This is a genomic window from Candidatus Pelagibacter sp. (assembly GCF_052049855.1).
Taxonomy (GTDB): Bacteria; Pseudomonadota; Alphaproteobacteria; order Pelagibacterales; family Pelagibacteraceae; genus Pelagibacter.
Map to the genome: position 1 here is coordinate 608209 of NZ_JBNGZE010000002.1, position 26811 is coordinate 635019.

The window sequence follows — 26811 nt, forward strand, 5'->3', positions numbered from 1 at the left end:
ATAATTTTCTAATAAAATTTAACTTTTATCACTATCAACTAATTTTTTCTTAGCAATCCAAGGCATCATAGCTCTAAGTTCAGCACCAACTTTTTCGACTGGATGCTCAGCTAATTTAGCCCTTGTAGCTAGAAAGTTTTTCTGACCATTTTTACATTCATCCATCCACTCCTTAGTGAATTTTCCAGATTGAATTTCAGCCAAAACTTCTTTCATTCTTTTTTTAGTTTCTTCTTTGTTAACTACTCTTGGCCCTGATTGATATTCACCGTATTCAGCAGTATTTGAAATTGAATAATTCATATTTGCAATTCCTCCCTCATAAATTAAATCGACAATTAATTTAACTTCATGGACAGTCTCAAAATATGCCATTTCAGGTTCATATCCTGCCTCAACTAAAGTCTCATAACCATTTTTGATTAGTTCAACTAAACCTCCACACAATACAGTTTGTTCACCAAATAAATCTGTTTCAACTTCGTCTTTAAATGTAGTTTCAATAATTCCTGATCTTCCTCCTCCAACTGCTGAAGCATAAGATAATGCTAGGTCTCTAGCTTTTCCTGAACCATTTTGATGTACTGCGAATAAACAAGGTACTCCACCTCCTTTTTCATATTCGCTTCTTACCAAATGACCTGGACCTTTTGGAGCAACCATAAAAACATCTAGATCTTTTCTAGCTTTAATTAAATCGTAATGAACATTTAAACCATGAGCAAATGCAATACTTGTTCCTTCTCGTACTCTTTGTTCAATGTGATTCTTGTAAATTTCTGCTTGTAGCTCATCTGGAGTTAAAATCATTACTACATCTGCCCATTCAGCAGCATCAGATAAATTCATTACTTTCAGTCCTTTTGATTCTGCTTTAGCTGCACTAGATGAACCTTCTCTTAATGCTACAACAATATCTTTTACTCCACTATCTTTTAAATTTAATGCATGGGCATGACCTTGACTACCATATCCAAAAATAGCAACCTTTTTACTTTTTATTAAATTCACATCTGCATCTTTTTCATAAAACATTTTCATATTCTCTCCTATTAATTTAATTAAATATTTTAGCACCTCTTGTCATAGCCACCGCCCCAGTTCTCGAAGTGCTAATAAGTCCTAAGGGCTTTAATTTTTTATTCATTTTGTCAATTTCTCTTCTGAGTGCAGTTATTTGAATTACCGCTGAAGTTTTAGTTTCATCTAATATTATGGGATTAAATCTTTTACAAGCATTTAAACATTTTTCTATTTTGTTTCTTTTGCCAACAACTTTAAATAAAGCCATTTCTTTAAAAATTACATTTTTATCTTCCCTTTTAAATTCAGCTACTTTGTGAACAGGAACTAATTTTGTCAATTGAAGCTTTATTTGATCTATTACCTGAGGTGTTCCTGTAGTAACGATTGTTATTCTTGAAATATTTTTAATTGCATCAACTTCAGCAACAGCTAACGACTCTATATTGTAACCTCTTCCTGAAAAAAGACCAACAACTCTTGCAAGCACACCAGCTTCATTATCAACCCAAACAACAAAAATATATGTCTCTGGTTTTTCTATCTTTGTAGGTACACTGTAAGCTGATTTTGATTTTGGCATTTTTATTATACTAAAGCTTTGCCTTTTCCCTTAATTTTATTATCCTCTTGATCATTTGGGCCCAAGATCATTTGATTGTGTGGTTTTCCAGACGGGATCATTGGAAAGCAATTTTCATTAGGATCTACATGACAATCAAAAATAACAGGTCCATTGTAATCGATCATTTCTTGAATTTTATAATCAAGATCAGATGGGTTATCTGCTTTAATACCTTTGCAACCGTAAGCTTCTGCCATTTTCATAAAATCTGGTAATGCCTCTGAATAACTTTCAGAATAATTTTTTTCATGCAGTAATTCCTGCCACTGTCTTACCATGCCCATATATTGATTGTTTAATATGAATATTTTTATAGGAAGATTGTATTGAACTGCTGTAGACATCTCTTGCATTGTCATTAAAACAGAGGCCTCTCCTGCAATATCAATTACTAATTTTTCAGGATGAGCAATTTGTACACCAACAGCTGCTGGTAAACCATATCCCATAGTACCCAAGCCACCAGATGTCATCCATCTGTTTGGTTTGTTAAATTTATAATGCTGAGCAGCCCACATTTGATGTTGTCCAACCTCAGTAGTAACATAAGCATCTTTATCTTTAGTTAATTCATAAAGTCTTTGAACAGCATGTTGTGGTTTTATAGTTTTATCGCTATTAACAAAATTAAGAGAGTTTTTTTCTCTCCATTTTTCAATTTGTTCCCACCACTTAGCAATGTTTGGTTTATTTGATTTACTATGGCCATTTTTCCTTTTAGCGATTGTCTTATTAATTTTGCTTATTACACTTGTGACATCACCAACTATTGCAAGATCAACTTTGATAATTTTATTGATTGATGATGGGTCAATATCAATATGTACTTTCTTCGAATGTGGTGAAAACTCATCTATTTTTCCAGTAATTCGATCATCAAATCTTGCGCCAATATTAATTAATAGATCACAATCATGCATAGCATTGTTTGCTTCGTATGTACCATGCATACCAAGCATTCCTAAAAATTGATTATCATCTCCCGGGTATGCACCCAAACCCTGAAGAGTAGAAGTAATTGGAAAACCGGTTAAATCCACAAATTCTCTTAAAGCCTGGCTTCCTTTTGGTCCTGAGTTAATCACTCCTCCACCACTGTAAATGACTGGTTTTTTTGCTTTGCTTAATAATTTTATTAATTCATCAATTTGATCTTGAGAAAATTTATTATGTGATTTTCCATTTAATTTTTTTTCTATAATTGGTTTTTTATATTTTGTTTTTGCAAACTGAACATCTTTTGGAATATCAATTAAAACCGGTCCAGGTCTTCCAGTTGTTGCCACTCTAAATGCTTCATGCATAACTTTTGAAAGATCATTAATATCTTTAACTAACCAATTGTGTTTCGTGCAAGGCCTTGTAATTCCTGTAGTATCACATTCTTGAAAAGCATCAGTTCCAATCAAATGTGTTGGGACCTGACCAGAAATACAAACCAATGGAACTGAATCCATATAAGCATCAGTTAAAGCAGTTACAACATTTGTAGCTCCAGGACCTGATGTAACTAAAACTACTCCTGGTTTTCCAGATGATCTTGCATAACCTTCAGCTGCGTGGCCAGCACCTTGTTCGTGTCTAACTAAAATATGTTTTATAGATGGATGATTTTTTAATTCATCATAAATCGGTAACACTGCTCCACCTGGATAACCAAAGATATGCTCTACCTTTTGGTCTTTAAGACATTTAAATACGATTTCTGCTCCAGTAAATAATTTTGGCATTATGCAATCTAGCTGAAGTTGTACTCATTGGTCAAGTTTAAGAATGAAAATTTTAAATTTTTTTTAAAAATTTATTTATGTCTTTTGGCTTTAATTTTATCCAACTCATCATGTTCCCTTTGGCCCAAGTGCTTTGTCTTTTAGCGTATTGTCTAGTTTTTATGGCTATTTTTTCTTTTATTTGCTCCAAATCTTTTTCTTTATTAAGAAAATCTTTAATCTCCATAATTCCTATGGCCTTATTTGCACTATTATCTTTTCTAACCTTAAGTTTTATAAAATTTTTGACTTCTTTTATTGCACCATTTTCTATCATCTCATTTGTTCTGAGATAAATACGCCCTATTAATTCTTGTCGAGGATAGTCAATATAAATTTTTAAGAAATCGGCTTCTAAGAAGTTTGATTTGGTGTTTTTAAACCATTCATAAAGTGATTTTTTTGTAAATTTTTTTACTTCATAAGCTCTTATAGATCTTTGAGTGTCAGTAGGATTTATTTTTCCTTTTAAAGGTGGGTCTAGTTTTAACAGTTTTTCATAAAATTTTTTTTGTCCAAGTTTTATTTGCATATTTCTAATCTGGTTTCTTAATTTTAATGAAATCTTTGGAATTTTTGCAAGCCCATCGGTCAATGCCTTAAAATATAAACCTGTACCTCCAACAAGAATAGGAATTCTTTTTCTTTTTTGTACATTTTTTATTTTTTTGTTTACAAGTTTTAACCAATCACCTGTGGAAAAGTTTTTCCTTACATCGTGAAAACCATATAAGTGATGTCTGATTTTCTGGTATTGTTTTGTATCTGGTCTAGCTGATAAAATTTTAAGCTGTTTGTAGACTTGCATACTGTCTGCATTGATTATCTCTCCATTAATTTTCTTTGCAATTTTAATTGCTAATTTTGACTTTCCTGATGCTGTAGGTCCTGATAAAAGTATAATCTTGGATCTTAAATCCATTCTCAATCTAGTTTAATACCAATGTATCTTCGTTGATTTTGATTATTATAAATTGCAAGTAAAACAGTTTTTTGATTTGAATTTAAAACTTCTTTAGTAATGTTTCTTAAGTCATCCACTGATCTGATTTTTTTCTTCTGAGCCTCAACAATAATACTATTTAGCTCTATCGAATTTGCTACAGGACTGTTGTTTGCAATTTTTGTTATAACAAGTCCTGTTGTCTGATTTGGTAATTTTCTATTTTTTATATCTTCTTTAGTCAAAGGCCTCACTGCAATTCTTAAACTTTCAATTATTTCTTCATTATCTTGTTTTTGTGTTTCTTGATTTTTACTTATTTTGAAGTCCTCTGAAGTTTCTAATCTTCCTAAAATAACATTTTTAATTATTTCTTTTTTTTCTCTCCAAATTTTTACTTCAACTTTTTTTCCAACTTCTGTTCTTGCCACAATAGCTGGAAGTTCTTTCATTTGGTTTATTTTTTCTCCATTAAATTCTAAAATTATATCACCAGCTTGTATTCCTGCTTTTTCTGATGGACTATTTTCTGCAACACTAGCAACTAATGCTCCTCGTGCTTTGTCTAATTTTTCAACTTCAGCAATTTCTTTTGTTACATCTTGAATTCTAACACCCAGCCAACCTCTTTTTGTTTCTCCAAATTCGATTAGTTGTTTAATTACAATTTTAGCGCTGTTTGCTGGTATGGAAAATCCAATACCAATAGAACCGTTACGTCCAAGGATCGCTGTATTAATTCCGATTACATTTCCTTCCATATCAAACAAAGGTCCTCCTGAATTACCAGAGTTTATAGAAGCATCAGTTTGAATAAAATCTTCATATCTTGATAATCCGATTGATCTATTTCTTGCTGAAATAATTCCAGCAGTAACAGTTCCACCTAAACCAAATGGATTTCCAATTGCCAAAACCCAATCCCCAATTCTTGCTTTATCAGAATCTCCAAATGCCACTGGTACAAATTTTTCATCTGTTTCTAATTGTAAAACTGCAATATCCATAAGTGGATCAGCACCAAGAACCTTTGCTTTAAATTCCTGATCTCCATTAACTCTGACAATAATATCGTCAGCGTCTTGGATAACGTGATTATTTGTAACAACAATTCCTTTTTCATCAATTATAAATCCAGAGCCTAACGCAGCTGATTGTCTTTGTTGAGGTGTCCCAAATTCTTTAAACATATCCTCAAAAGGAGATCCTGGAGGAAATTCAAACGGAAAAGGATTAGAATTTGTTGTGATGGTAGTTGTTGTAGAAATGTTTACAACAGATGGCATTAGTTTTTCTGCAAGGTCTGCAAATGAAGAAGGAACTGGTTTTGAGTTTACACTTAAGGAAAAAGTAAGTGATAGAACTATTGTTAAAAATATAATTTTAATTTTTCTCATATTAACTCTTAATGTAATAAATAATTATAAATCCTATTACTGCAAAAATAAGTCCACCTGATCTTAGTTGGCTATTTTTAACGAGTTCTAATTTTTTTAACATACTTTTCATTTTTGCTGGAAATAAGGCGTACAAAATTCCCTCAATAAAAAAGAAAAGACCCAAAGCTATGACTAGCTCACGCATTTAAAATTTACTGTTGGATTTCAGGCTTTATATTTCCAAAAAATTTAAAGAATTCACTATCAGGAGACAAGATTAAAGAGGTTTCACCACCAATTAGAGCTTTTTCATATGCTTGCATAGCTCTATAGAAAGCAAAAAATTCTGGATCTTGACCGAAAGCATCAGCAAAAATTTTGTTTCTTAAGCCATCGCCTTCACCTTTCATAATCTCTGATTGCTTCTGAGCATCTGCTAAAATAACAGTGACTTCTTTGTCTGCAGTTGATGTAATTGTAACTGCCATCTCTGCTCCTTTTGCTCTAAATTCTTTCGCTTCTCTTTCTCTTTCAGTTTGCATTCTTCTGTAAATTGCATCACTGTTTGCTTGTGGAAGGTCTGCTCTTTTAATTCTTACATCTACAATATTAATTCCAAAATTTTGTGCTTCATTGTTTACACCTTCCTTAATTAAAGCCATTTGCTTAGATCTATCCTTTGATAATAATGTTTGTAACTCCTCTTGACCTAAAACATTTCTAATTCTTGAGTTTATAATTGTAGACAACCTTGACCTTGCAACTCTTTCATTACCAACTGAAATATAAAATTTCAGTGGATCTATAATTTGAAATCTTGCAAAAGCATCAACAATTAAACGTTTTTGATCTGATGCAATAACTTCTTCGGGTGGAGCATCTAAGTTTAAAATTCTTTTATCTAGATAAACAACGTTTTGAATAAAAGGAATTTTAAAGTTTAAACCTGGTTTCATTATAATTCTTTTTGGATCTCCAAATTGAAGTATTATTGCTTGATTAACCTCTTTAACAATTATTACTGATAAAAAGGCTATTACACCAATTGCAACTAATACTCCTGCTAATATTTTTCCAGCCTTCATTTTAATTTGTCACTTTCTTTTTTAATTCAGGTAAAGGTAAGTATGGAACTACTCCTGAACCTGCATTTTTTTCTATAATTACTTTATCTATATCAGCTAAAACTTTCTCCATAGTTTCTAAATACATTCTTTCTTGAGTAACTGCTTTTGCATTTTTATATTCACTGTATATTGCTATAAATCTGCTTGCCTCACCCTCTGCTTTTGCAACAACTTCTTTTTTATATGCTTCTGCTGCTTGTAAAATTTTTTGTGCTTCTCCTCGTGCTCTTGGTATTACATCGTTCGCATAAGCTTCAGCTTCGTTTTTTGATCTTTCCATATCAGCTCTTGCAGCCTGGACATCCCTAAATGCATCGATTACTTGATCAGGTGGGTCAGCTTTTTGAGTTTGCACTTGAGTAATTTGAATTCCACTTTCATAATCATCTAAAATAGTCTGAATAATTTCTTGAGTTTCAAGCTCAATTTTTGATCTTCCCTCTGTTAAAATTGGTTGAATATCGCTTTTTGCAATTACTTCTCTCATAGCAGTTTCGGCAGCTGCTTTAACAGTTCCTTCTGGATCTTGAATTTTAAATAAAAAATTACCAGCGTCTTTAATTACCCAAAATACTGAAAAGTCTATGTTAACAATATTTTCATCTCCAGTTAACATCAAGCTTTCTTGTGGTACATCAGCAACCCCTCCGCCCGTGGAGAAACCACTGTCTCTCTCAGACCTAAAACCAATATCCATCCGATTAACCTTAGTGACCTTTGGAGTTTGCACGGTTTCAACAGGAAAGGGTATATGATAATTTAAACCAGGTTGTGTAGTTTTTACAAATTTACCAAATCTTAATACAACTCCTTGTTCATCTGGTAGTACTCTATATAGACCGCTAGCTAACCACACAAAAACTAAAACTAATAAAATTAGACTAATTGATTTTCCTCCTGAAGTTTTTCCACCAGGTAAAAATCTTTTTATTTTATCTTGAAGATCTTTTATCAATTCGTCAACATTGGGTGGTGTCGGGCCTCTACCTGAACCATTACCACCACCTCCACCAGGAGGTGCTCCCCAAGGACTTTGACCTTTAAAATCATCAGACATATGGCAAAGTATATAGTGTCTTTATTGCAAAAAACAAGTAATGATACTTTTATGACTGACAAAAAGCCTGAACTTAGTGCCGCAATGAAAAGTAAGCTAGAACCTAAAAAATTCAATAAAAATCCTATTCTTGGAACTAAGTTTACAATTGCAATCTCTAGTGCAAAAGGTGGAGTTGGAAAATCTACATTTGCGACGAATCTTGCTTTGGCTTTGAAAAAAGTTGGATGCAAAGTGGGTCTTTTAGATGCAGATATTTATGGTCCATCAATTCCTAAAATGTTCGATATTAATGAAAAACCCAAAAGTGATGGTCAAAAATTAGATCCAATTACAAAATATGAAATTCAATGTATGTCTATCGGTTTTTTAGCAGACCAGCAAACTCCAATGATATGGCGTGGTCCTATGGTAACAAGCGCAATTAAAACTTTTACTCAGAAAGTAAATTGGAAAGAATTGGATTTTATTATCGTTGATATGCCTCCAGGAACTGGTGACACTCAACTTACATTTTCACAAGAAATAAAGATGGATGGTGCAATAATTATTAGTACACCTCAAGAAGTAGCTCTTTTAGATGTTAAAAGAGGAATAAAAATGTTTGATAAACTTGGAGTTAAAATCTTAGGTTTAGTTGATAACATGAGTTATTTCATAGGTGACGATGGAAAAAAATATAAAATTTTTGGAGAAGGTGGGGTTAAGAAAACTGCAGAGGAATTTCAAAAAGAATTTTTGGGTGAAATTCCAATTTATCCTGAATTAGGTAAGACTGGTGATGAAGGAAAACCAATTGTAGAGGCTAGCCCCGAGCATGAAATTTCTAAAATATATTTAAATTTTGCTGAAAGAATTAAATCAACTTATCTTTAATATCAAAAGCAGTCATTAATTCATTCCACTCTCTTTTGGAAAGGCCAGAACTTTCAACATCTACATTCTCACCTTTAATAAGTTTTTGAATAATTAACTTTCCTTTTGCGGAAACCTCAGTACCACCAACTCTATAATCCATAAAAGCATCATAAGTTGTAGGAACCCACTTTTTTACGGTATCCAGCATTATGTCAGCATAAACTCTAATTTCGTATTGAGCATGACTATCAGCTCGTAATCTTAAAAAATTCATTAAATTTAATAAATCAGTTTTCCAGTACCATTGAGTATAGGTATTTAGTGTTAAATTCATTCTTGCGAGCTCTCTCGCTAAACCTTTTTTTTTTTCATCTATAGTTGATCCATCAAATCTTTCATTAAGCATAGTCTCATAATTATTATAAGTTCTCTCTGCATCAGTTTTTAAAAGTTCTAAAACTTCCTCTGCCTGTTTTCCTTTTAAGACATCTCCTCTACCCTGTCGATTACTAGTAGATTGAGCAGCTAAATTTTCTTGTGATGGCAAATAAAATTCTTTATCTAAAATTGAATATCTAGCGGAATATTCATTAACATTTGCAGTTCTATGTCTAATCCATTGTCTTGCAATAAATATTGGAAGCTTAACATGATATTTAATTTCACACATTTCAAATGGAGTGCTGTGCCAATGCCTCATCAAATATTTAATTAAACCTTTGTCAGTTGAAACTTGTTTGGTTCCTTTTCCGTACGATACTCTGGCTGATTGAACTATCGATGTGTCATCACCCATATAATCAACAACTCTTACAAAACCATGATCAAGCGCTGGAATTGCTTCATATAATATTTTTTCAAGCTCAGGAGCAGTAACTCTTTTTGTTTGATTACTTTGAGATTGTTGATTTTTTATTTCCTCTTGTTGTTCTTTAGTTAATTTCATGATTGTTATTGAATCTGTTGAAATTACTTTTATATTAATAATGTTGGTTTTCCAACTACGACGATAAACGAATTTCGTAATAACCATTGCGGACGTGGGGGCAGTACCCACCACCTCCACCATTACAACTTATGGGGGTGAACTAGATTCGACGGGTGACTAAAGGCTATTCTTTCGTTCGGGATTGTTCCACCGTAACGGGCTAATTTATAATTGCTAACGAAAGTTACGCACTTGCTGCCTAATTAACTTGGTTAATTAAGCAAACGGGGTTTGGGGCACCTGGCAACAGAACGCCCCTTAAGAAAATGGAAATCTAAATTATTGTCTTAATTTTATCAGTTCTAATTCATCAAGGTTACAAAGGATTTGGAGCTTTACAAATTGTTGCAAGAGGTTTTTGGTTATTTATTTTACTTTGGATAATTTCTTACTTGGCGCCATAGTGGTGTTTTTTTGATAATGAAATTTTAAATTTAGTATGTTTGCTATGTTTTTTTCCTTTGTGAAACATGGATTTTTATTGTTTTGATTTAAATCTAACTCTTTATGTAGAAATATTATTCTGTTTTCAAAAATTATTTAATTTCAAATTTTGTATTCTTTTATAAAATTCTACTTCAATTTCATTATTTTTATAAAATAATTCTTTCAATTCATTTAGAAAATTTTCATCAATTTTAACATCTGACTTTCTTACATAATCTAAATTAGTTGTTTTCAATTCTAATTTTTTAACTAGTAAATCAAAATGTTCATTTAAATTAGATTGATTTAATAAAAAATCTAATCTTTTAATATTTTCTAAAGCTTCAAAAATATTTAGATTTTTAGAAAATGTATGAATTTGATTAAAAAATAAAAACTTATTTTCTTTTATTCTTTCGATAAACTTTTTTGGGTTATTATATATTTCAATATCATCAAATTTTTTGTAAAAATCACCATAAACATAAAGTTCATTATTAAAATGGTTTTTATAGAGATTTTTAAATAAAGACATAAATCTGCTTCCAGGTTCTCTTATTACCGAAAAACAAAAATATTTTTTATTTTTTAAATAAGTTAGACTTAGATTGTGTTGATGGATATAGCTAAATAAATTAAGTTTTCGAAGAATTTTACTTTTAGCTATTATATAATTATTTCCACTTACATTGCCTCCGTGCCGATTAGATATCATATATATTTTGTTACCTGCAGATGATTTTTTAAAGTTCTCTTGTTGATAATCTTTAATTTTTGGAAATTTTATTTCAATATTATCAAAGTCTTTATTATTTAATAAACTATAAAAATATTGATTTATAGACGTGCCTCCAGTTTTCATTATGTGATAATGTACAACTCTCTTATTGTTAAATTTTTTTGGGAACAAAAATCTAAACAAATTATTTGGATATAATTTCATTTTTTTTAATTTCAGCTTGAGCGGCAGCTAGCCTTGCAACAGGAACTCTATAAGGTGAACAAGAAACATAATTCAATCCTGCATTAGAACAAAAAGAAATACTATGTGGATCTCCTCCATGCTCTCCACAGATACCTAGCTTTAGGTTTTTGTTTTGTTCTCGTCCTTTTTTGACAGCTATTTCAACTAAATCTGAAACTCCTTCATCTATTGAAACAAAAGGATCAACAGAAAATATTTTGTTTTCTAAATAATCATTTAAAAATTTACCACTATCATCTCTACTGATCCCAAAAGTAGTCTGAGTTAGATCATTTGTTCCAAAACTAAAGAATTCTGCGTGCTTAGCGATCTCCTTTGCTTTTATTGCTGCTCTGGGTAATTCAATCATCGTTCCTATTAAAAACTCTATTTTCAATTTATTTTCTTGTTGGACTTGACTCGCAGTTCTAACTACTAATTCTTTCATTATTTTTATTTCAGCTTCTGTAGAAACTAAAGGTATCATTATTTCAGGAAACGCAGATTTAATTTTATTCTTTTTAAGGTAAACCAAAGCTTCAAATATTGCTTTGCATTGCATTTTATAAATTTCAGGAAAAGATATTCCCAGACGACATCCTCTATGACCTAACATAGGATTTTGCTCATGGAGTTCTTCAATTCTTGACTCAACCTCTTTAATTGGGAGATTAACTATGCTAGCAACCTCATTAATTTCCTTTTCTGTACTTGGTAAAAATTCATGTAATGGTGGGTCCAACAATCTAACTGTGACTGGTAATCCGCTCATGATTTTAAAAATATCTATAAAATCTTTTCTTTGATGCGGTAACAGTTTTTGTAATGCTATTGCTCTGTCTTCTTTTGTTTTTGATAATATCATTTCTCTTACAGATAAAATCCGTTCTTCATCAAAAAACATATGTTCAGTTCTGCATAATCCAATGCCCTCTGCACCAAAATCTTTTGCTGTTTTGGTATCTTTTGGCGTTTCAGAATTTGTTCTTACTTTTAATTTTCTAAAGCTATCTGCCCAAGACATTAACTTAGAAAAATCACCAGATATCTCAGGCTTCACAGTTAAAACACTTCCAACAATAATTCTTCCTGTTGAACCATCAATGGTGATTACTTCTCCCTCTTTAATCTCCATTGAAGAAGTTTTAAAAGATTTATTTTCATAGTTTATATCAATTTCACTTGATCCTGATACACATGGTCTACCCATACCTCTTGCAACAACTGCCGCATGACTTGTCATGCCTCCTCTAGCAGTCAAAATTCCTTTTGCAGCATGCATTCCTTGTATATCCTCTGGAGAGGTCTCTACTCTGACCAAAATTGTATCTTGCATCATTGCGTTTAATCTTTCAGCCTCCTCAGATGAAAATACAACTTTACCACTAGCTGCACCTGGTGATGCTGGCAATCCATTTGCTATTACTTTAATTGAAGTTTTTTCATCCAAAGTAGGGTGTAAAAGTGTATCTAAAGTGTTTGGGTCAATTCTTAATACGGCTTCTTTTTTAGAAATTAATTTTTCTTTAACCATATCAACTGCAATCTTGACTGCTGATTTTGCTGTTCTTTTTCCTGATCTTGTTTGAAGCATCCATAGTTTACTATTTTCAACTGTAAACTCTACATCTTGCATATCTTTGTAATGCATCTCTAATTTTTTCAAAATTTTTTGAAGTTCTTTAAAGACTTTAGGCATAGATTCTTCCATTGATAATTCTTTTAATTTTGCATCTCTCCTAGCTTTTTTTGTTATGTATTGAGGAGTTCTTGTACCCGCTACAACATCTTCGCCTTGCGCATTAATTAAATACTCACCATATATTTCATTTGATCCGTCTGATGGATTTCTTGTAAACACAACTCCTGTTGCACAATCATCACCCATATTTCCAAAAACCATTGATTGAACATTTACTGCAGTTCCCCACTCGGCTGGGATTTGATGTAGTTTTCTGTAAACTTTTGCTCTATTACTTTCCCACGATAAAAATACTGCGCTTATTGCACCCAGCAATTGTTCATAAACATCTTGGGGAAAATCTTTTTTTGCCTTTTCTCTTACTGTTCTTTTAAAATCTTCAATTAATCCATCCCAATCACTTTCATCTAAATCTGTATCTAACAAAACACCTTTCGTAAGTTTATAATTTTCAATTAATTCCTCAAAATGATAACCTTCTACACCCATTACAACATTACCATACATTTGAATGAATCTTCTATAACTGTCTTTGGCAAATCTTCCATTTGAAGTTTTAATTGCTAAAGCTTTGACTGTTTTATCGTTCAGACCTAGATTTAGAATAGTATCCATCATGCCTGGCATTGAAACTCTTGCACCAGACCGCACAGACAACAAAAGTGGATTTTTTAAGTCTCCAAATTTCTTAGAAACATCTTTTTCAATTAATTTTAATTCTTTTTTAATTTGAGAAATTAAATTTTTATTTAATTTTTTTTTATCCTTATAAAAAATTTCACAAACTTTTGTGGATATTGTAAAACCAGAAGGCACTGGAAGACCCATTCTTCCCATTTCAGAGAGATTAGCACCTTTTCCTCCTAAAAAATTTTTAGGATTTTTAATTTTTCTACTATCCTTAGAATTAAAGTTTAATATAAGTTTTTTCATTAATGGGAGTCGATTAGAGAAAAATTAACATAATTGTTGAACGTTTTACACATCATTTGGATTAGTTCCAGCCTATTCTTTTTTACTATTGGATCATCCTCGTTCACAATTACATTATCAAAAAAGTCAAAAACCTCTCTTTTAACACTAGCTAAATTGTCCAATGTTTGAACATAATTTTCATCTTTATTAATGCCTGAAAAATATTTCCTTAATTCACTAATTTTTTCAAAGAGGTTTTTTTCTAACTCAGTTTTAAAAATACTAGGGTCAGTTGTATTTGATAATTCTATTTTATTATTTTTTAATTCACCGTCTAAAATGTTTGAGGCTCTTTTATAGCTTGCAATAATATCTAAACCACCTGGTTCGTTAATAATTTTATTTAAATGTTTAGCTTTATTAAAAATAACAAAAGATTGATCTAAGTTAAAGGAACTGGTTGATGCATTAACTATATCATTTCTAATATTTTCTTCCTTCATGTGATATTTTAATCTATCCATTAAAAAATCTGATAAATCATTTTGTAAAGATTTATTATCAATTTCAAAACCTTGATCTAAATACAGGCTTAAAGAATAATTAATTAAATCTTTTATTTTAAAATCTTTTTTATTTTCAACTATTATTCTTATTACTCCTAATGCTAATCTTCTGAGAGCATATGGATCTTTAGAACTTGTTGGCTTTTGATTTAAACCAAAAAAACCAACTAAAGTGTCTATCTTATCAGCTAAAGAAAGGGCTATGCTAAATGGTTTTTTTGGGACTCTTGATCCTGACCCTAAGGGTAAATATTGCTCACTTATGGCCAAAGCCAAATCTTTATCAAAACCTTGTGCAATCGCAAAATAACCTCCCATCACACCTTGTAGTTCTGGGAATTCACCCACTACCTCTGATAATAAATCAACTTTACAAATTGATGCTGATAATTCAACTTTTTCTTTACTGATTAAAAGTTCATCGGATATCATTCCACCCAATTTTCTCATTCTTTGAGCTTTATCAAAATAACTTCCTAGGCCTCTAAAGTAATTCATTGATTTTAATTCAGTAACTTTTTTGACCATATTTTGAGATTTATCTTTTTTCCAAAAAAATTCTGCATCGCTTAATCTTGCTTCGACCACTCTTTCATTTCCTAATTTAATTAATCCCTTTTTATCTTTTTTATTTGCAACAACTAAAAACTCATTAGTAATATTTTCTTTATTATCAAATATAGGGAAATATTTTTGATGGTACTGCATGGTAATAATTAATATTTCTTTTGGAATATTCAAAAATTTCTTATCAAATTCACAAAGAAGGATATTTGGTTGATCTGTTAAATCTACAACCTCATTAAGCAATCTAGGATTATGTTGAATCTTAACATTTTTATTTTTTAATATATTGTTGAATTTTTTTTCTATTATCTTTTTTCTTTCATTGTGATCAACGATAATGTCAATTTTTTTAAAAAAATTTTTATAATTTTTAAATTCTAAGAATGACTTTTTATTTTCCTCAAATTCTTTATCAATAAAAGTTGAGTTAGAAGATGTTAGGTGATGAAAATTAAAATTTAATTTTTTTTTATCAAATACAGCTAGAATTGATTTTAACGGTCTCCCCCAATTTAGGTCAAAAGTTCCCCAATACATTGATTTTTTCCATTGAATTTTACTTAACAATATTGGTATAAATTCTTCTAGCAATTCATGTGTGTGCAATTTTTTTGATTTTGTATTGAAAAAATAAAATTCTCCTTTATCAGTTTTCTTTTGGTAGAGCTCCTTTTTTAATATTTTATTTGACCTAACAAACCCGTCTAATGCAACCTCTGGTGACTTGATATTCGGACCTTTAATCTCCTCAGATTTTTGCACAACATTTTTTTGAACACCTTCAAACAATACCACTAGTCTGTTTGGTGTTGAGTATGAAGAGCTTTTTTTAAATAAAATTGATTTTTCTAAAAAAAAATCATTAAATTTTTTAAGTAAGTCTTCCCTTAAATTTTGTTGAAGGTTTGAGGGTATTTCCTCACTATATAATTCTAAAAAAAACTCTGACATTATTTTTGACTATCTAACCAAACGCCTGCTGCAGATTTTGTAATCTCTCTTATTCTAGCAATATAACCTGCTCTTTGTGCGACACTGATTGCACCTCTTGCATCTAAAATATTAAATACATGACTAGCTTTTAAACATTGATCATATGCTGGTAAAGAAATTTTTTTTTCTACCAAATCTTTTGCCTCGGTCTCATGCATTTCAAACATTTTCAAAAGTGTTTCTACATTTGCGTGTTCAAAATTGTATGCTGAAAATTCTTTTTCAGCTTGATGAAATACTTCATGATATTTTACACCTTCATCATTCCATAATAAATCATAAACGTTTTTTTCTTTTTGAGTGAACATACAAATTCTTTCTAAACCATAAGTAATTTCAACTGATACAGGTTTACAATCAAATCCAGCCATTTGTTGAAAATAGGTGAATTGAGTAATTTCCATTCCATCACACCATACTTCCCATCCCAGTCCTGCAGCACCTAAAGTTGGGCTTTCCCAATCATCTTCAACAAACCTTATATCATGATCATTATGATCTATTCCTATAGTAGATAAACTATTTAAATAAAGTTTTTTTATATTTTCTGGTGAAGGTTTAATTAAAACTTGAAATTGATAATAGTGTTGCAACCTGTTTGGATTATCTCCATATCTGCCATCTGTAGGTCTTCTTGATGGTTGTACATAAGCTGCTTTCCATGGTTTATATCCAAGTGATCTTAGGGTAGTAGCTGGATGAAAAGTTCCTGCACCAACCTCCATATCATAAGGCTGAAGAATAATGCATCCTTTTTTACTCCAAAATTTCTGAAGATTTAAAATTGTATCTTGGAATGTTTGAATTTTTTTTTTTTCTTTTTTTGCTTTAGAAACCATATCTTTGCCAAATTGATCTTTCATCTAAAATACTTGCTATTTGATCTACTTGATTACTGGATGAAGAAAGTTTTTGACTTAACCATCCTTTTGATTTTTCAAATTTTTTAATAATTACATCTTCACCAAATTTATTTTTTAATATTTCATGTGCATTACCTATTCCATCAATCAAACCTAAATTTTTTGCTTTACCACCTGACCAAAACTCACCTGAAAAAAGTTCTACATCAGATTTGTTTAATTTTGATCCTCTGCTTTTTTCAACAACATCTATAAAGTCTTTATGAAGATCCAATTGAATATTTTTTAATCTTTCTATATCCTCGTTTTTTTCTTCTAAAAATGGATCAAGTGTGCTTTTGTTTTTACCAGCAGTATGAACTCTTCTTTCAACCCCAATTTTTTTTATCAACTCAGTAAATCCAAAAGAGGAATATATCACTCCTATAGATCCGATTATTGAACTTGAATTTGCATAAATTTCGTCTCCAGCACAAGAAATCAAATAACCTCCAGAAGCAGCTACATCTTCAGCGAATACAATAACTTTTTTTTTGTGTTTTTTTGCTTGTTGTCTAATAAAACTGTAGATTAAATGAGATTGAACTGGTGATCCTCCTGGAGAATTGATTGATATAGCAACACATGCCGCTTTTTTCAAAGAAAAAGCCTTTTTAATTAGTTCTTCTTGACCTGCAAAATCAATACCTTGTTTAAATCTTCCTGCATTACCAATAACCCCACTTAATTTTAAGTGAGCAACAATTTTTTGCTTTTTAAAAAAAGAGAACATAGGTAAGTCTTATAGAATTATTTATTGAATATAAAGACTACTTATAATTGAAGAAACCGGTGCGTCAATTGATAAGTAATATATATAAACAAATTATACTAATTTAAAATGTTATGGGAACAGTTGTACAGCTCAAAAATCAGATAAATGATTCATATTTTCAGCTTAAAGACTCGGTTGAAGAAAAACTGGTTTTAACTGAAGAAAAAATAAAATCAAAATTATCTAGCGACGTAGAGCTGGTTCAAAAAATGACAGATTATCATATAGAAACTGGAGGAAAAAGACTTAGAGCTTTACTCACATTAGGTAGTGCAAAACTATGCGGTTACTCTAAAGGCTCTAGAGATATAAATTTAGCTGCATGCGTTGAATTAATTCACAGCGCAACATTGATGCATGATGATGTAATTGATGAAGGTACTGTTAGAAGGGGGAAAGAAACTTTGAACAAAGTTTGGAATAATCATTCGTCAGTTTTAATAGGAGATTATCTATTGAGTAGATGTTTTGAAATGATGGTAGAAGATGGAAACCTAGAAGTTTTAAAATTATTATCGTCCACTTCATCAAAAATTGCTCAGGGAGAAGTGCTACAACTTCAACACAAAGGTGAAGTTGATATGCTAGAAGAAACATATTTAAAAATTATCTCAGCTAAAACTGCTGAGTTATTTGCAGCAGCAACTAAAGTTGGTGCAATTTTATCTGATGCAGAAAATAAAGAAAAAGATGCTTTAGAATTTTATGGAAGAAACTTGGGATTAACTTTTCAAATAGCAGACGACACACTAGACTATAATGCTGAGCTCAAACTATTTGGCAAAAAAATTGGTCAAGATTTTTTTGAAGGAAAAATTACGTTACCAATAATTTTACTTTTTCAAAAATTAGGAAACGATGAAAAGAAAATTTTATCAAATATGTTTAAAAAAGAGTTAAGAACAAGAGATGAATTTAATGAAATTATTGCTCTTATAAATAAGTATCAAATAATTCAGGAATGCTATCAAAAAGCCCAGCACTATATAAATTTAGCCTCAAATTCTCTAAGTGTTTTTAAAGACTCTGAAGAAAAAAATATTCTTAAAAGATTAACTTCATTTAGTTTATCAAGAAATTTTTAAGGACTTATTAAAGACTTTATCCACTTCCCAGAGTTATCTTTATTATATTTTAATCTCTCGTGGATTCTGTTCTCACCATCTAGCCAAAATTCAATACAATCTGGAGATAAAATCCATCCAGACCAGTGACTTGGTCTTGGTACATCTGATTTGTTGCTATATTTTTTTTTGTAATCTTTTATAGATTCTAATAATTGTTCTCGAGAATTTAATTCTTCACTTTGCTTAGAAGCCCATGCTCCTATTCGACTTTCATACGCTCTAGATGAATAATATTCATCTGCAACCTGATCAGAAACTAATGATACCTTTCCATTAATTCTTATTTGTCTTAGGAGACTTTTCCAATGGAAACACATCGCAGCATTCGGATTTTCCTTTAATTCATTTCCCTTTTGACTATTTAAGTTTGTATAAAATACAAATCCATCTTTGTTAAAATCCTTAAGTAAAACCATTCTTACTGAAGGAATGTTTTTTTTATCTGATGTGGCCAAAGCAACAGCGTTTGGATCATTTGGCTCAGTTTTCTTTGCTTCCTCCATCCATTCATGAAATAAATGAATTGGATCATCTATATCAAGAAAGCAACTATTAAGACCTAAAGAGTTTTTTTGATTCATAATTTAAACAAAATAATCTATATAATATAAATAATGTCATTTAATACTTTTGGAAAGCTATTTCGTTTCACAACTTGGGGAGAGTCTCATGGACCAGCAATTGGTTGTATTGTTGATGGTTGTCCTCCAAACATAACTCTTAAAGAGCACGATATTCAAATAGAATTAAACAAAAGAAAACCAGGACAATCTAAATTTACAACTCAGAGAAAAGAGGATGATAAAGTTCAAATATTGTCAGGAGTGTTTGAGGGCAAAACAACTGGAACACCTATTTCTCTCATAATCTACAACAAAGATATGAGATCCAAAGATTATAGTAATATTAAAGATAAGTTCAGACCAGGTCATGCAGATTTTACTTATTTTAAAAAATACGGAATTAGAGACTATAGAGGTGGTGGTAGATCTTCTGCAAGAGAAACTGCAGCACGTGTTGCGGCTGGTGCAATAGCAAAAGTTGTACTTCAAAAAAAATTAGGTAAAAAATTTAAAGTAATTGGTGCAGTAACTCAGCTAGGAATTCTTGGATGCGATACAAATCAATGGAACGATAAAGTAATTTCAAAAAATCCATTTTTTTGTCCAGATAAATCAATGATTAAATTATGGGAAAAATATTTACTTAGTGTAAGAAAATCAGGATCATCATGTGGAGCAGTAATTGAAATAAGAGCAAGAGGTATCCCAGTTGGTTTAGGTGCTCCAATTTATTCTAAATTGGATACTGACATAGCTTCAGGTCTAATGAGTATTAATGCAGTTAAGGGTGTAAATATAGGTGCAGGAATGAACTCAGCACAATTAAGTGGAGAACAAAATTCAGATGAAATTTCTTCAAAAGGAAATAAATTAAAATTCAATTCAAATAAAGCGGGTGGAATTCTTGGTGGAATTTCTACGGGCCAAGAAATTATTGCATCTTTTGCTGTCAAACCAACATCCTCAATTTTAACTAGTAGAAAAACTATTAATAAATTTGGAAAAAATACTTCTATATCTGTTAAGGGTAGACATGATCCTTGTGTAGGAATTAGAGCTGTACCAATTGGTGAAGCTATGATGAACTGTGTTTTACTTGACCACTACTTGATGAATAAAGCCCAATGTAATTAGCTTAAATTAATTTTTCACAACTCTTATTGTGTCCTTTTGAAACAAAATATCAGCAATTTTCTTAGAAATTTGAGAACTGTTTAATCCAGCTTTATCGTACATTTTTTTTGGATCATCTTGTTCAATAAATTTATCTGGTAAAGTCATTGATCTAAATTTTAAACCTTTATCAAATACTCCTTTTTCAGCTAATAAATTTTCAACATGGGAACCAAAACCGCCTATTGATCCCTCTTCAATAGTTATCATAAGCTCATGTTCCTTAGCAGATTTTAATATAAGTTCTTCGTCTAAAGGCTTAGCAAATCTGGCGTCTATCAGAGTTGTTGAAATTCCTTTTGCTTTTAATTCCTCTAAAGCTAACTTGCACTCCTCAAGACGAGTACCGAGGTTTAAAATACAAACTTGTGTCCCTTGTTGAACGACTCTCCCTTTACCAATTTCAATTTTTTCGTCTATTGATGGGAGATCAACACCTACTCCAGTTCCTCTTGGATATCTAATTGCGGTAGGTCTATCATTTATATATACTGAAGTATTAATCATTTTAACCAGCTCAGCTTCATCACTTGCTGCCATTACTATAAAGTTAGGTAAAGTTGATAAGTAAGTTATATCAAATGAACCAGCATGTGTTGATCCATCAGCACCAACTAATCCTGCTCTATCTATCGCAAATCTAACTGGTAAACTTTGAATGGCAACATCGTGGACAACTTGATCATACGCTCTTTGTAAAAATGTAGAATATATTGCAGCATATGGTTTGTATCCCTCGGTTGCTAAACCAGCGGCAAAAGTTACTGCATGTTGTTCAGCTATTCCTACATCAAACATTCTACTTGGAAACTCTTTTCCAAAAATATCCATACCAGTCCCTCCTGGCATTGCTGCTGTGATTCCAACTATTTTGCTATCTTTTTTTGCGTGTTTCACTAACGTATTAGCAAAAACTTTTGTATAAGCTGGAAGATTAGATTTACTCTTTAACTGTTCTCCAGTCTCAACATTAAATTTTGATACTCCATGATAATGGTCATTTGCTTTTTCTGCATAAGAATAACCCTTTCCTTTTTGAGTTTTAATATGGATCATTATTGGACCCTCATGTCTTGAGTCTTTTGCATTTTTTAAAATCGGAACTAGGCTTGATAAATCATGACCATCTATAGGACCTGCGTAATAAAAACCTAGTGAACTAAACAATGTGCCTCCTGTTACTGCTGAACGGAAAAAATCTTCTGCTTTTCCTGCTTTAGCACTAAATCTTTTCGAAAATGCAGATGTAATTAATTTAAAGGTCTCTCTTAAACTAAAATATATCTTACCAGTAAATAATTTTGCCAAGTAAGTTCTCATTGCCCCGACTGGTTTTGCAATTGACATATCGTTATCATTTAAAATTACAATCATTTTTGTCTTTGACGCTCCAGCATTATTCATAGCTTCGTAAGCCATACCTGCACTAATCGCTCCATCACCTATAACAGCTATTACATTGGAAGACTTATTTTCTAATTTATTTGCCTCAGCAATTCCCAATGCTGATGAAATAGATGTTGAGCTGTGGGCTGCTCCAAATGGGTCATATTCGCTTTCAGATCTTTTTGTAAAACCTGATAAACCATCACCCTGTCGTAAAGTTCTAATTTTATCTTTTCTTCCAGTTAAAATTTTATGAGGATAAGACTGATGACCAACATCCCATATTAATTTATCATTTGGCGTATCAAAAACATAATGAAGTGCAACTGTCAATTCAACCACTCCTAAACCAGCACCAAGGTGACCTCCTGTTTCTGAAACAGCACTTATCATTTCCTCTCTAACCTCATCAGCAACTTTTTGTAAATTTTCCTCAGAAACTTTTCTTAAATCAGATGGAAAGTTGATATCATTTAAAAATTGATAATTTTTTTTCATTTTTTTCTATTCAATATATATTCCAATGTTTCATTTATTTTTTTAGATCTTGAACCATATTTTGTTAAATTTTTATTAATATCTTTTATTATTTTATCACAATACTTAACTGAGTCATCATAACCTATTAAATTTATAAGTGTTGCCTTTCCTTTTTTTTGATCTTTTCCTGTTTTTTTCCCAGCTTCTTTAGATTTACTTTTCAAATCAATTAAATCATCAGCAATTTGGAATAAAAGACCAATTTTTGATCCAATATTTTCAAAAAATTTAATTTCTTTAATTGTTTTTCTCTTAATTATTGCTGGAGCCGCACAACAAAAACTAAATAACATTCCTGTTTTCTTTATTTCCATTTCTAATATTTTATTCCTTGATATTTTCTTTTTCTCGTAACTCAAATCTAAATATTGCCCACCAGCTATCCCTAAATGACCTGAACATTCTGATAATTTTTTGATTAAGTTGATTTTTATCTTTTCATTTAATTTCAATTTAGGACTCGATAAAATTTCAAATGCTAAAGTTAATAATGAATTACCTGCAAGAACTGCTGTTGACTCACCAAATTTAATGTGAGTTGATGGTTTTCCTCTTCTTATATCATCATCATCCATACAAGGTAGATCGTCATGAATAAGTGAATAAGCATGAATACATTCAACCGCTGAGCCAACTATAATTAGTGTTTTATAATCCACTGAAAATAATGACCCTAAGTCAATTAAGATTTTAGATCTTATTTTTTTTCCACCTGGAAATAAACCATACTTCATTGGTGACATTAAATGAGAATATTTCTGTGAATTAATATATTTTTTAAGAAAAATATTTGTATCCTTAACTATTTTATCAAGCTGTTTCTTCATTTTTTTTAGTAATCTCTTTAATCTTTTTATTTGTCTCTTTCCCAATAGATTTAAAATTTTTATGAAATTTCTTTTCAATAATATTATTTAATTTTAAAAGTTCTTGATAACTGTCAACTGAATTGTTTAAATCATTATCTGTCTCTAGAGACTCTATAATCTTATTTGCTTTTTCTGTAAGCTGCTCAACTGAATACTGATCATAATCAAGTGGTAATATTTTATCTTTCATATAATAATAATTATTAATACATGAAATCTACTCAATCAAATATCAAAAAAGCAAAAAAATATTTAGATAATAATCATTGTATTGCGGTACCAACAGAAACTGTTTATGGATTAGCTGCAAACGCCTACTCAAATAGTGCAGTTAAGAAAATATTTAGTCTTAAAAAAAGACCATTAAATAATCCACTGATTGTCCATTATTATGATATTCAAAGACTTAAGGAGGACTGCAATATAAATGATAACTTAGTAAAACTTTATAAAAAATTTTCTCCTGGTCCAATAACGTATGTTTTAAAATTAAAAAAAGAGTCAAAAATATCAAAATTTGTCACTAATAATAAAAAAAGTATTGCCGTACGTTTTCCTAAACATAAATTGTTCAGAAATTTATTAAAAAATTTAGATTATCCACTTGCTGCGCCGAGTGCAAATATATCCTCAAAATTAAGTTCCGTTAAACCATCTGATGTAAAAGAAGAATTTGATTCAAAAATAAAATATATTTTAAATGGTGGGAAAAGTAAAATTGGAGTTGAATCCACAATATTAAATCTTATAGAAAAGCCATCACTTTTAAGATATGGTGGCCTTGATACTAAAAAAATTGAAAATGTTTTAAAAAAAAAATTATTTATTAATACAAATTCAAAAAAAAAATTATCACCTGGTTTATTTCCGTTACATTACTCACCTGGGATACCTTTAAGAGTCAATGTTAAAAAACCAAAAAAAGATGAGGCTTATTTATTAATAAAAAAAAGAAAATCAAAATTTAAAAACTATTATTATTTATCTAAAGTGAAAAATATCAATGAAGCTGCAAGAAATTTATATTCAACTTTAAGAAAAATAAAAAATGATGGTTATAAAAAGATTGCAGTTGAGACGATACCAGACAAAGGTCTTGGCAAAACAATTAATGATAGATTAAGGAGAGCCTCTAAATATAAATGACAAATTCTATTGAAGTAATCAATCTCTCAAAAAAATATAAAGATAAAGAAGCAGTAGCTAATATTAATTTTAAAATTAATGAAAATGAAATGGTTGGTTTATTAGGACCTAATGGATGTGGAAAAACTACAACTATTGGAATGATTTTAGGATTATTAAAACCAAGTAGTGGTAAGGTTTTAATCAATGGAGAGAATATTGAAAAAAATAAAATCTCTCTTCTTCATAAAATGAATTTTATCTCACCATATATTGAATTACCTAAAAAACTTAAAGTTAAACAAAATTTAATTGTTTATGGAAAATTATATAACATTCAAAATTTAAATGACCGAATAGATTACCTTGCAAATAAACTTAGATTAAAAGACCTTTTAAACAAAATTACTGGAGAACTTTCCTCTGGACAAAAAAATAGAGTAAGTCTTGCGAAAGCTCTAATAAATGATCCAAGGGTACTTTTATTAGATGAACCTACTGCCTCACTAGATCCTGAAACCGGTGATTTTGTAAGGTCGTTTTTAGAAGATTACAAAAAGGAAAAAAAAATATCAGTTTTGCTCGCCTCTCATAATATGGAAGAAGTAAAAAGATTATGTAGTTCTGTTTTAATGATGAAAGATGGTTTAATAGTGGATAGAGGAACTACTGAAGAATTAATAACAAAATATGGAAGAAGAAATTTAGAGGAAGTATTTTTAGAAATTGCGAGAAAATAAAAATGAATTTAATTAGAATTTATGGTCTTTTTTTAAGACACTTTTATTTAATAACTAGATCATTTCCAAGAATATTAGATTTAATTTATTGGCCTTCAATTCAAATTACTCTTTGGGGATTTATTTCTAATTTTTTTGCAGCTCACAGCTCTTATTACAGTGGTGCAGTAGGAGTTATTCTTTCATGTGCAATTCTGTATGACTTTTTATTTAGAACCAGTATTGGCTTTAATATGTTATTTTTGGAAGAAATTTGGAGTAGAAATTTTACTAACCTATTCATTGCGCCAATGAAAATTAGCGAGATAATTGTCTCTCTAGTTTTTACAGCTTTAATAAGAGCATTAATTGGTTTGATTCCAGCTATACTATTAACTTCTCCACTGTTTGGTATATCATTGCTAAAACTTGGTCTTCCTTTAGCATTTCTTTTCTTGAGTCTATATTTATTTGGAATAACGCTTGGTCTGTTTGTTTCGGCAGGATTATTAAGATTTGGACCATCTTTTGAGAATATTGCATGGTCAACCATGTTTTTATTAGCGCCTTTTGGCTGCATTTATTATCCAGTTGAAACACTCCCGGGAATCTTTCAGTCAGTCGCTTTCGCACTTCCATTGGTTTATATTTTTGAAGAGACTAGAAATATTTTGGTTAATGGAATGGTAAATTATGAAAATATCATTAATGCAATATATCTGAATGGGTTTTATTTAATTTTGTCAATATTTGTATTTTATTACTCTTTTGACAAAGCAAGAGATAAAGGTACTCTAATTAATATTGGAGAATAGTAAAATTTTATTATTTACAATTGCTCTTTATTCTAAATTTTAAAATCTATTTGATTATTTGCTTTATCTCAAAAATTAAATAAATTTAAATTTTTAAATATATTTTATCATTTAAATATTTTGTTAAAGTTTTTAATTAACCTCATCATGTGTATCAAATAAACAAAAACAGGATTTTGTCCATTGTCTATTCTAATTCGCGAACATTCATTTAACCACTCTAAATAAGGAACCTTGGAGGAAAAACCCCCACTTCTACGATAACCAAAAACCTCAGTTTTCTTTGAAATCATTCCTTTCATTTTATGTTTAACCAACATCTTATAAAAGAAATCATAATCTGAGGAGGTTCTATAATTTAAACTCCAACCACCAACTTTTTTAGCATCCTTTGTTTTAATAAAAAATGCTGGAGTTGTAGTTGTATAAAATCCGAAGCTCCATTTAATTTTTTCAGGTTTATATTTATGGACTACTCCCCATCCCATTTTAGCAGCTCCAAAAAGAAAATTTATTTTAGAAAATTTATTAAAATAATTATTTACTATAGAAAAAGTATTCTTAAAGTAGTAATCATCTGAACATAAAATTGTAAAAATTTCACCTTTGGCTACTTTAAGTCCTTTATTCCAAGCATCATAAAGATTTCTGTCTTTTTCACTTACCCAGTAATTAATATATTTTCTATATTTTTTAATAATACTTAAGGTTTCGTCATTTGAACCTCCATCAATAATTATAAGTTGGACATTTTTATAATCTTGAACAATGACGCTTTTTATGGCTTTTTCTAAATACTTTTCTGAATTCAAAGTAGGAATGCATACTGAAATAAGGTATTTTTTTTTTTTCATAAATTAATACTTAATATATTGATAGTAATATTAAATTATATTAATTGATATTACCTATAAC

The 26811-nt window shown here is 30.3% G+C and carries 25 protein-coding genes and 1 other RNA gene; 7 read left to right on the forward strand and 19 right to left on the reverse strand.

The genetic code is table 11. The features are described 5' to 3' along the window. Positions 1 to 18: 18 nt before the first annotated feature. From ilvC to hflK, 8 genes are read right to left on the reverse strand one after another with little or no spacing between them, the layout of a single operon-like run. On the reverse strand, positions 19 to 1041 hold the full coding sequence (gene ilvC, locus ACTT9X_RS05400) for a ketol-acid reductoisomerase (protein WP_440934615.1): 1023 nt from the start codon (positions 1039 to 1041) through the stop codon (positions 19 to 21). Between the two features lie 16 nt (positions 1042 to 1057). Then, a complete protein-coding gene (gene ilvN, locus ACTT9X_RS05405; RefSeq protein WP_440934616.1) occupies positions 1058 to 1606 on the reverse strand; it encodes an acetolactate synthase small subunit in 549 nt (182 codons plus the stop codon). Between the two features lie 5 nt (positions 1607 to 1611). Beyond that, positions 1612 to 3378, reverse strand: a complete 1767-nt coding sequence (locus ACTT9X_RS05410; protein ID WP_440934617.1) for an acetolactate synthase 3 large subunit — start codon at positions 3376 to 3378, stop codon at positions 1612 to 1614. 52 nt (positions 3379 to 3430) lie between these two features. Beyond that, positions 3431 to 4339, reverse strand: a complete 909-nt coding sequence (gene miaA / locus ACTT9X_RS05415) for a tRNA (adenosine(37)-N6)-dimethylallyltransferase MiaA (RefSeq protein ID WP_440934618.1) — start codon at positions 4337 to 4339, stop codon at positions 3431 to 3433. Between the two features lie 2 nt (positions 4340 to 4341). Continuing rightward, on the reverse strand, positions 4342 to 5757 hold the full coding sequence (locus ACTT9X_RS05420) for a Do family serine endopeptidase (protein WP_440934619.1): 1416 nt from the start codon (positions 5755 to 5757) through the stop codon (positions 4342 to 4344). A gap of 1 nt (position 5758) precedes the next feature. Continuing rightward, on the reverse strand, positions 5759 to 5944 hold the full coding sequence (locus ACTT9X_RS05425) for a DUF2065 domain-containing protein (protein ID WP_440934620.1): 186 nt from the start codon (positions 5942 to 5944) through the stop codon (positions 5759 to 5761). A 7-nt stretch (positions 5945 to 5951) separates the two neighbouring features. Continuing rightward, entirely contained in the window at positions 5952 to 6824 is an 873-nt protein-coding gene (gene hflC / locus ACTT9X_RS05430; RefSeq protein WP_440934621.1) for a protease modulator HflC, read from the reverse strand. A gap of 1 nt (position 6825) precedes the next feature. Continuing rightward, positions 6826 to 7923: an FtsH protease activity modulator HflK gene (hflK, locus tag ACTT9X_RS05435; protein WP_440934622.1), complete on the reverse strand. Its 1098-nt coding sequence runs from the start codon at positions 7921 to 7923 to the stop codon at positions 6826 to 6828. On the opposite strand from hflK, the gene ACTT9X_RS05440 reads away from it, so the two are divergent. After that, positions 7924 to 8799 carry an Mrp/NBP35 family ATP-binding protein gene (locus tag ACTT9X_RS05440; RefSeq protein WP_440934623.1) on the forward strand — a complete coding sequence of 292 codons (876 nt, stop codon included), beginning with the start codon at positions 7924 to 7926 and terminating at the stop codon, positions 8797 to 8799. Here ACTT9X_RS05440 and thyX read toward each other — a convergent pair. After that, the gene (gene thyX, locus ACTT9X_RS05445) at positions 8780 to 9727 is read right to left on the reverse strand and encodes an FAD-dependent thymidylate synthase (protein ID WP_440934624.1); all 948 of its coding nucleotides are present in this window, start codon (positions 9725 to 9727) and stop codon (positions 8780 to 8782) included. The genes ACTT9X_RS05440 and thyX overlap by 20 nt on opposite strands. Positions 9728 to 9731: 4 nt before the next feature. Between thyX and ssrA the strand changes: the two genes are divergently transcribed. Beyond that, positions 9732 to 10030: a transfer-messenger RNA gene (ssrA, locus tag ACTT9X_RS05450) on the forward strand. Positions 10031 to 10298: 268 nt separating this feature from the next. On the opposite strand, the gene ACTT9X_RS05455 is transcribed toward ssrA, so the two are convergent. From ACTT9X_RS05455 to ACTT9X_RS05475, 5 genes are read right to left on the reverse strand one after another with little or no spacing between them, the layout of a single operon-like run. Then, a complete protein-coding gene (locus ACTT9X_RS05455; protein WP_440934625.1) occupies positions 10299 to 11138 on the reverse strand; it encodes a sulfotransferase family 2 domain-containing protein in 840 nt (279 codons plus the stop codon). Then, positions 11119 to 13794, reverse strand: coding sequence for a pyruvate, phosphate dikinase (ppdK, locus tag ACTT9X_RS05460; protein WP_440934626.1), 2676 nt, complete (start codon positions 13792 to 13794; stop codon positions 11119 to 11121). The genes ACTT9X_RS05455 and ppdK overlap by 20 nt, the downstream gene beginning before the upstream one ends. Then, a complete protein-coding gene (gene glyS / locus ACTT9X_RS05465) occupies positions 13794 to 15860 on the reverse strand; it encodes a glycine--tRNA ligase subunit beta (protein ID WP_440934627.1) in 2067 nt (688 codons plus the stop codon). Before glyS ends, ppdK begins: the two co-directional genes overlap by 1 nt. Then, on the reverse strand, positions 15860 to 16741 hold the full coding sequence (locus ACTT9X_RS05470; protein WP_440934648.1) for a glycine--tRNA ligase subunit alpha: 882 nt from the start codon (positions 16739 to 16741) through the stop codon (positions 15860 to 15862). The genes glyS and ACTT9X_RS05470 overlap by 1 nt, the downstream gene beginning before the upstream one ends. Beyond that, entirely contained in the window at positions 16731 to 17537 is an 807-nt protein-coding gene (locus tag ACTT9X_RS05475) for a S49 family peptidase (protein ID WP_440934628.1), read from the reverse strand. Before ACTT9X_RS05475 ends, ACTT9X_RS05470 begins: the two co-directional genes overlap by 11 nt. A 113-nt stretch (positions 17538 to 17650) precedes the next feature. Here ACTT9X_RS05475 and ACTT9X_RS05480 point away from each other — a divergent pair, with 113 nt between their 5' ends. Next, positions 17651 to 18664, forward strand: a complete 1014-nt coding sequence (locus tag ACTT9X_RS05480) for a polyprenyl synthetase family protein (protein WP_440934629.1) — start codon at positions 17651 to 17653, stop codon at positions 18662 to 18664. Here ACTT9X_RS05480 and pdxH read toward each other — a convergent pair. Further along, positions 18661 to 19287, reverse strand: coding sequence for a pyridoxamine 5'-phosphate oxidase (pdxH, locus tag ACTT9X_RS05485; RefSeq protein WP_440934630.1), 627 nt, complete (start codon positions 19285 to 19287; stop codon positions 18661 to 18663). The genes ACTT9X_RS05480 and pdxH overlap by 4 nt on opposite strands. 33 nt (positions 19288 to 19320) lie before the next feature. Here pdxH and aroC point away from each other — a divergent pair, with 33 nt between their 5' ends. Next, positions 19321 to 20403 (forward strand): chorismate synthase, encoded by a 1083-nt coding sequence (aroC, locus tag ACTT9X_RS05490; protein ID WP_440934631.1) that lies wholly within the window; start codon positions 19321 to 19323, stop codon positions 20401 to 20403. Between the two features lie 6 nt (positions 20404 to 20409). Here aroC and dxs read toward each other — a convergent pair whose 3' ends face one another. From dxs to ACTT9X_RS05505, 3 genes are read right to left on the reverse strand one after another with little or no spacing between them, the layout of a single operon-like run. Next, positions 20410 to 22326 (reverse strand): 1-deoxy-D-xylulose-5-phosphate synthase, encoded by a 1917-nt coding sequence (gene dxs / locus ACTT9X_RS05495; RefSeq protein WP_440934632.1) that lies wholly within the window; start codon positions 22324 to 22326, stop codon positions 20410 to 20412. Beyond that, the gene (locus ACTT9X_RS05500) at positions 22323 to 23195 is read right to left on the reverse strand and encodes a polyprenyl synthetase family protein (RefSeq protein WP_440934633.1); all 873 of its coding nucleotides are present in this window, start codon (positions 23193 to 23195) and stop codon (positions 22323 to 22325) included. Before ACTT9X_RS05500 ends, dxs begins: the two co-directional genes overlap by 4 nt. Further along, positions 23179 to 23427, reverse strand: coding sequence for an exonuclease VII small subunit (locus tag ACTT9X_RS05505; protein WP_440934634.1), 249 nt, complete (start codon positions 23425 to 23427; stop codon positions 23179 to 23181). Before ACTT9X_RS05505 ends, ACTT9X_RS05500 begins: the two co-directional genes overlap by 17 nt. Before the next feature lie 20 nt (positions 23428 to 23447). Between ACTT9X_RS05505 and ACTT9X_RS05510 the strand changes: the two genes are divergently transcribed. From ACTT9X_RS05510 to ACTT9X_RS05520, 3 genes are read left to right on the forward strand one after another with little or no spacing between them, the layout of a single operon-like run. Beyond that, positions 23448 to 24383, forward strand: a complete 936-nt coding sequence (locus ACTT9X_RS05510; protein WP_440934635.1) for an L-threonylcarbamoyladenylate synthase — start codon at positions 23448 to 23450, stop codon at positions 24381 to 24383. After that, positions 24380 to 25102 carry an ABC transporter ATP-binding protein gene (locus tag ACTT9X_RS05515; protein ID WP_440934636.1) on the forward strand — a complete coding sequence of 241 codons (723 nt, stop codon included), beginning with the start codon at positions 24380 to 24382 and terminating at the stop codon, positions 25100 to 25102. The genes ACTT9X_RS05510 and ACTT9X_RS05515 overlap by 4 nt, the downstream gene beginning before the upstream one ends. A 2-nt stretch (positions 25103 to 25104) precedes the next feature. Next, positions 25105 to 25896: an ABC transporter permease gene (locus tag ACTT9X_RS05520; RefSeq protein ID WP_440934637.1), complete on the forward strand. Its 792-nt coding sequence runs from the start codon at positions 25105 to 25107 to the stop codon at positions 25894 to 25896. 107 nt (positions 25897 to 26003) lie between these two features. Here ACTT9X_RS05520 and ACTT9X_RS05525 read toward each other — a convergent pair whose 3' ends face one another. Beyond that, positions 26004 to 26750 carry a glycosyltransferase family 2 protein gene (locus ACTT9X_RS05525; protein ID WP_440934638.1) on the reverse strand — a complete coding sequence of 249 codons (747 nt, stop codon included), beginning with the start codon at positions 26748 to 26750 and terminating at the stop codon, positions 26004 to 26006. Positions 26751 to 26811 lie beyond the last annotated feature (61 nt).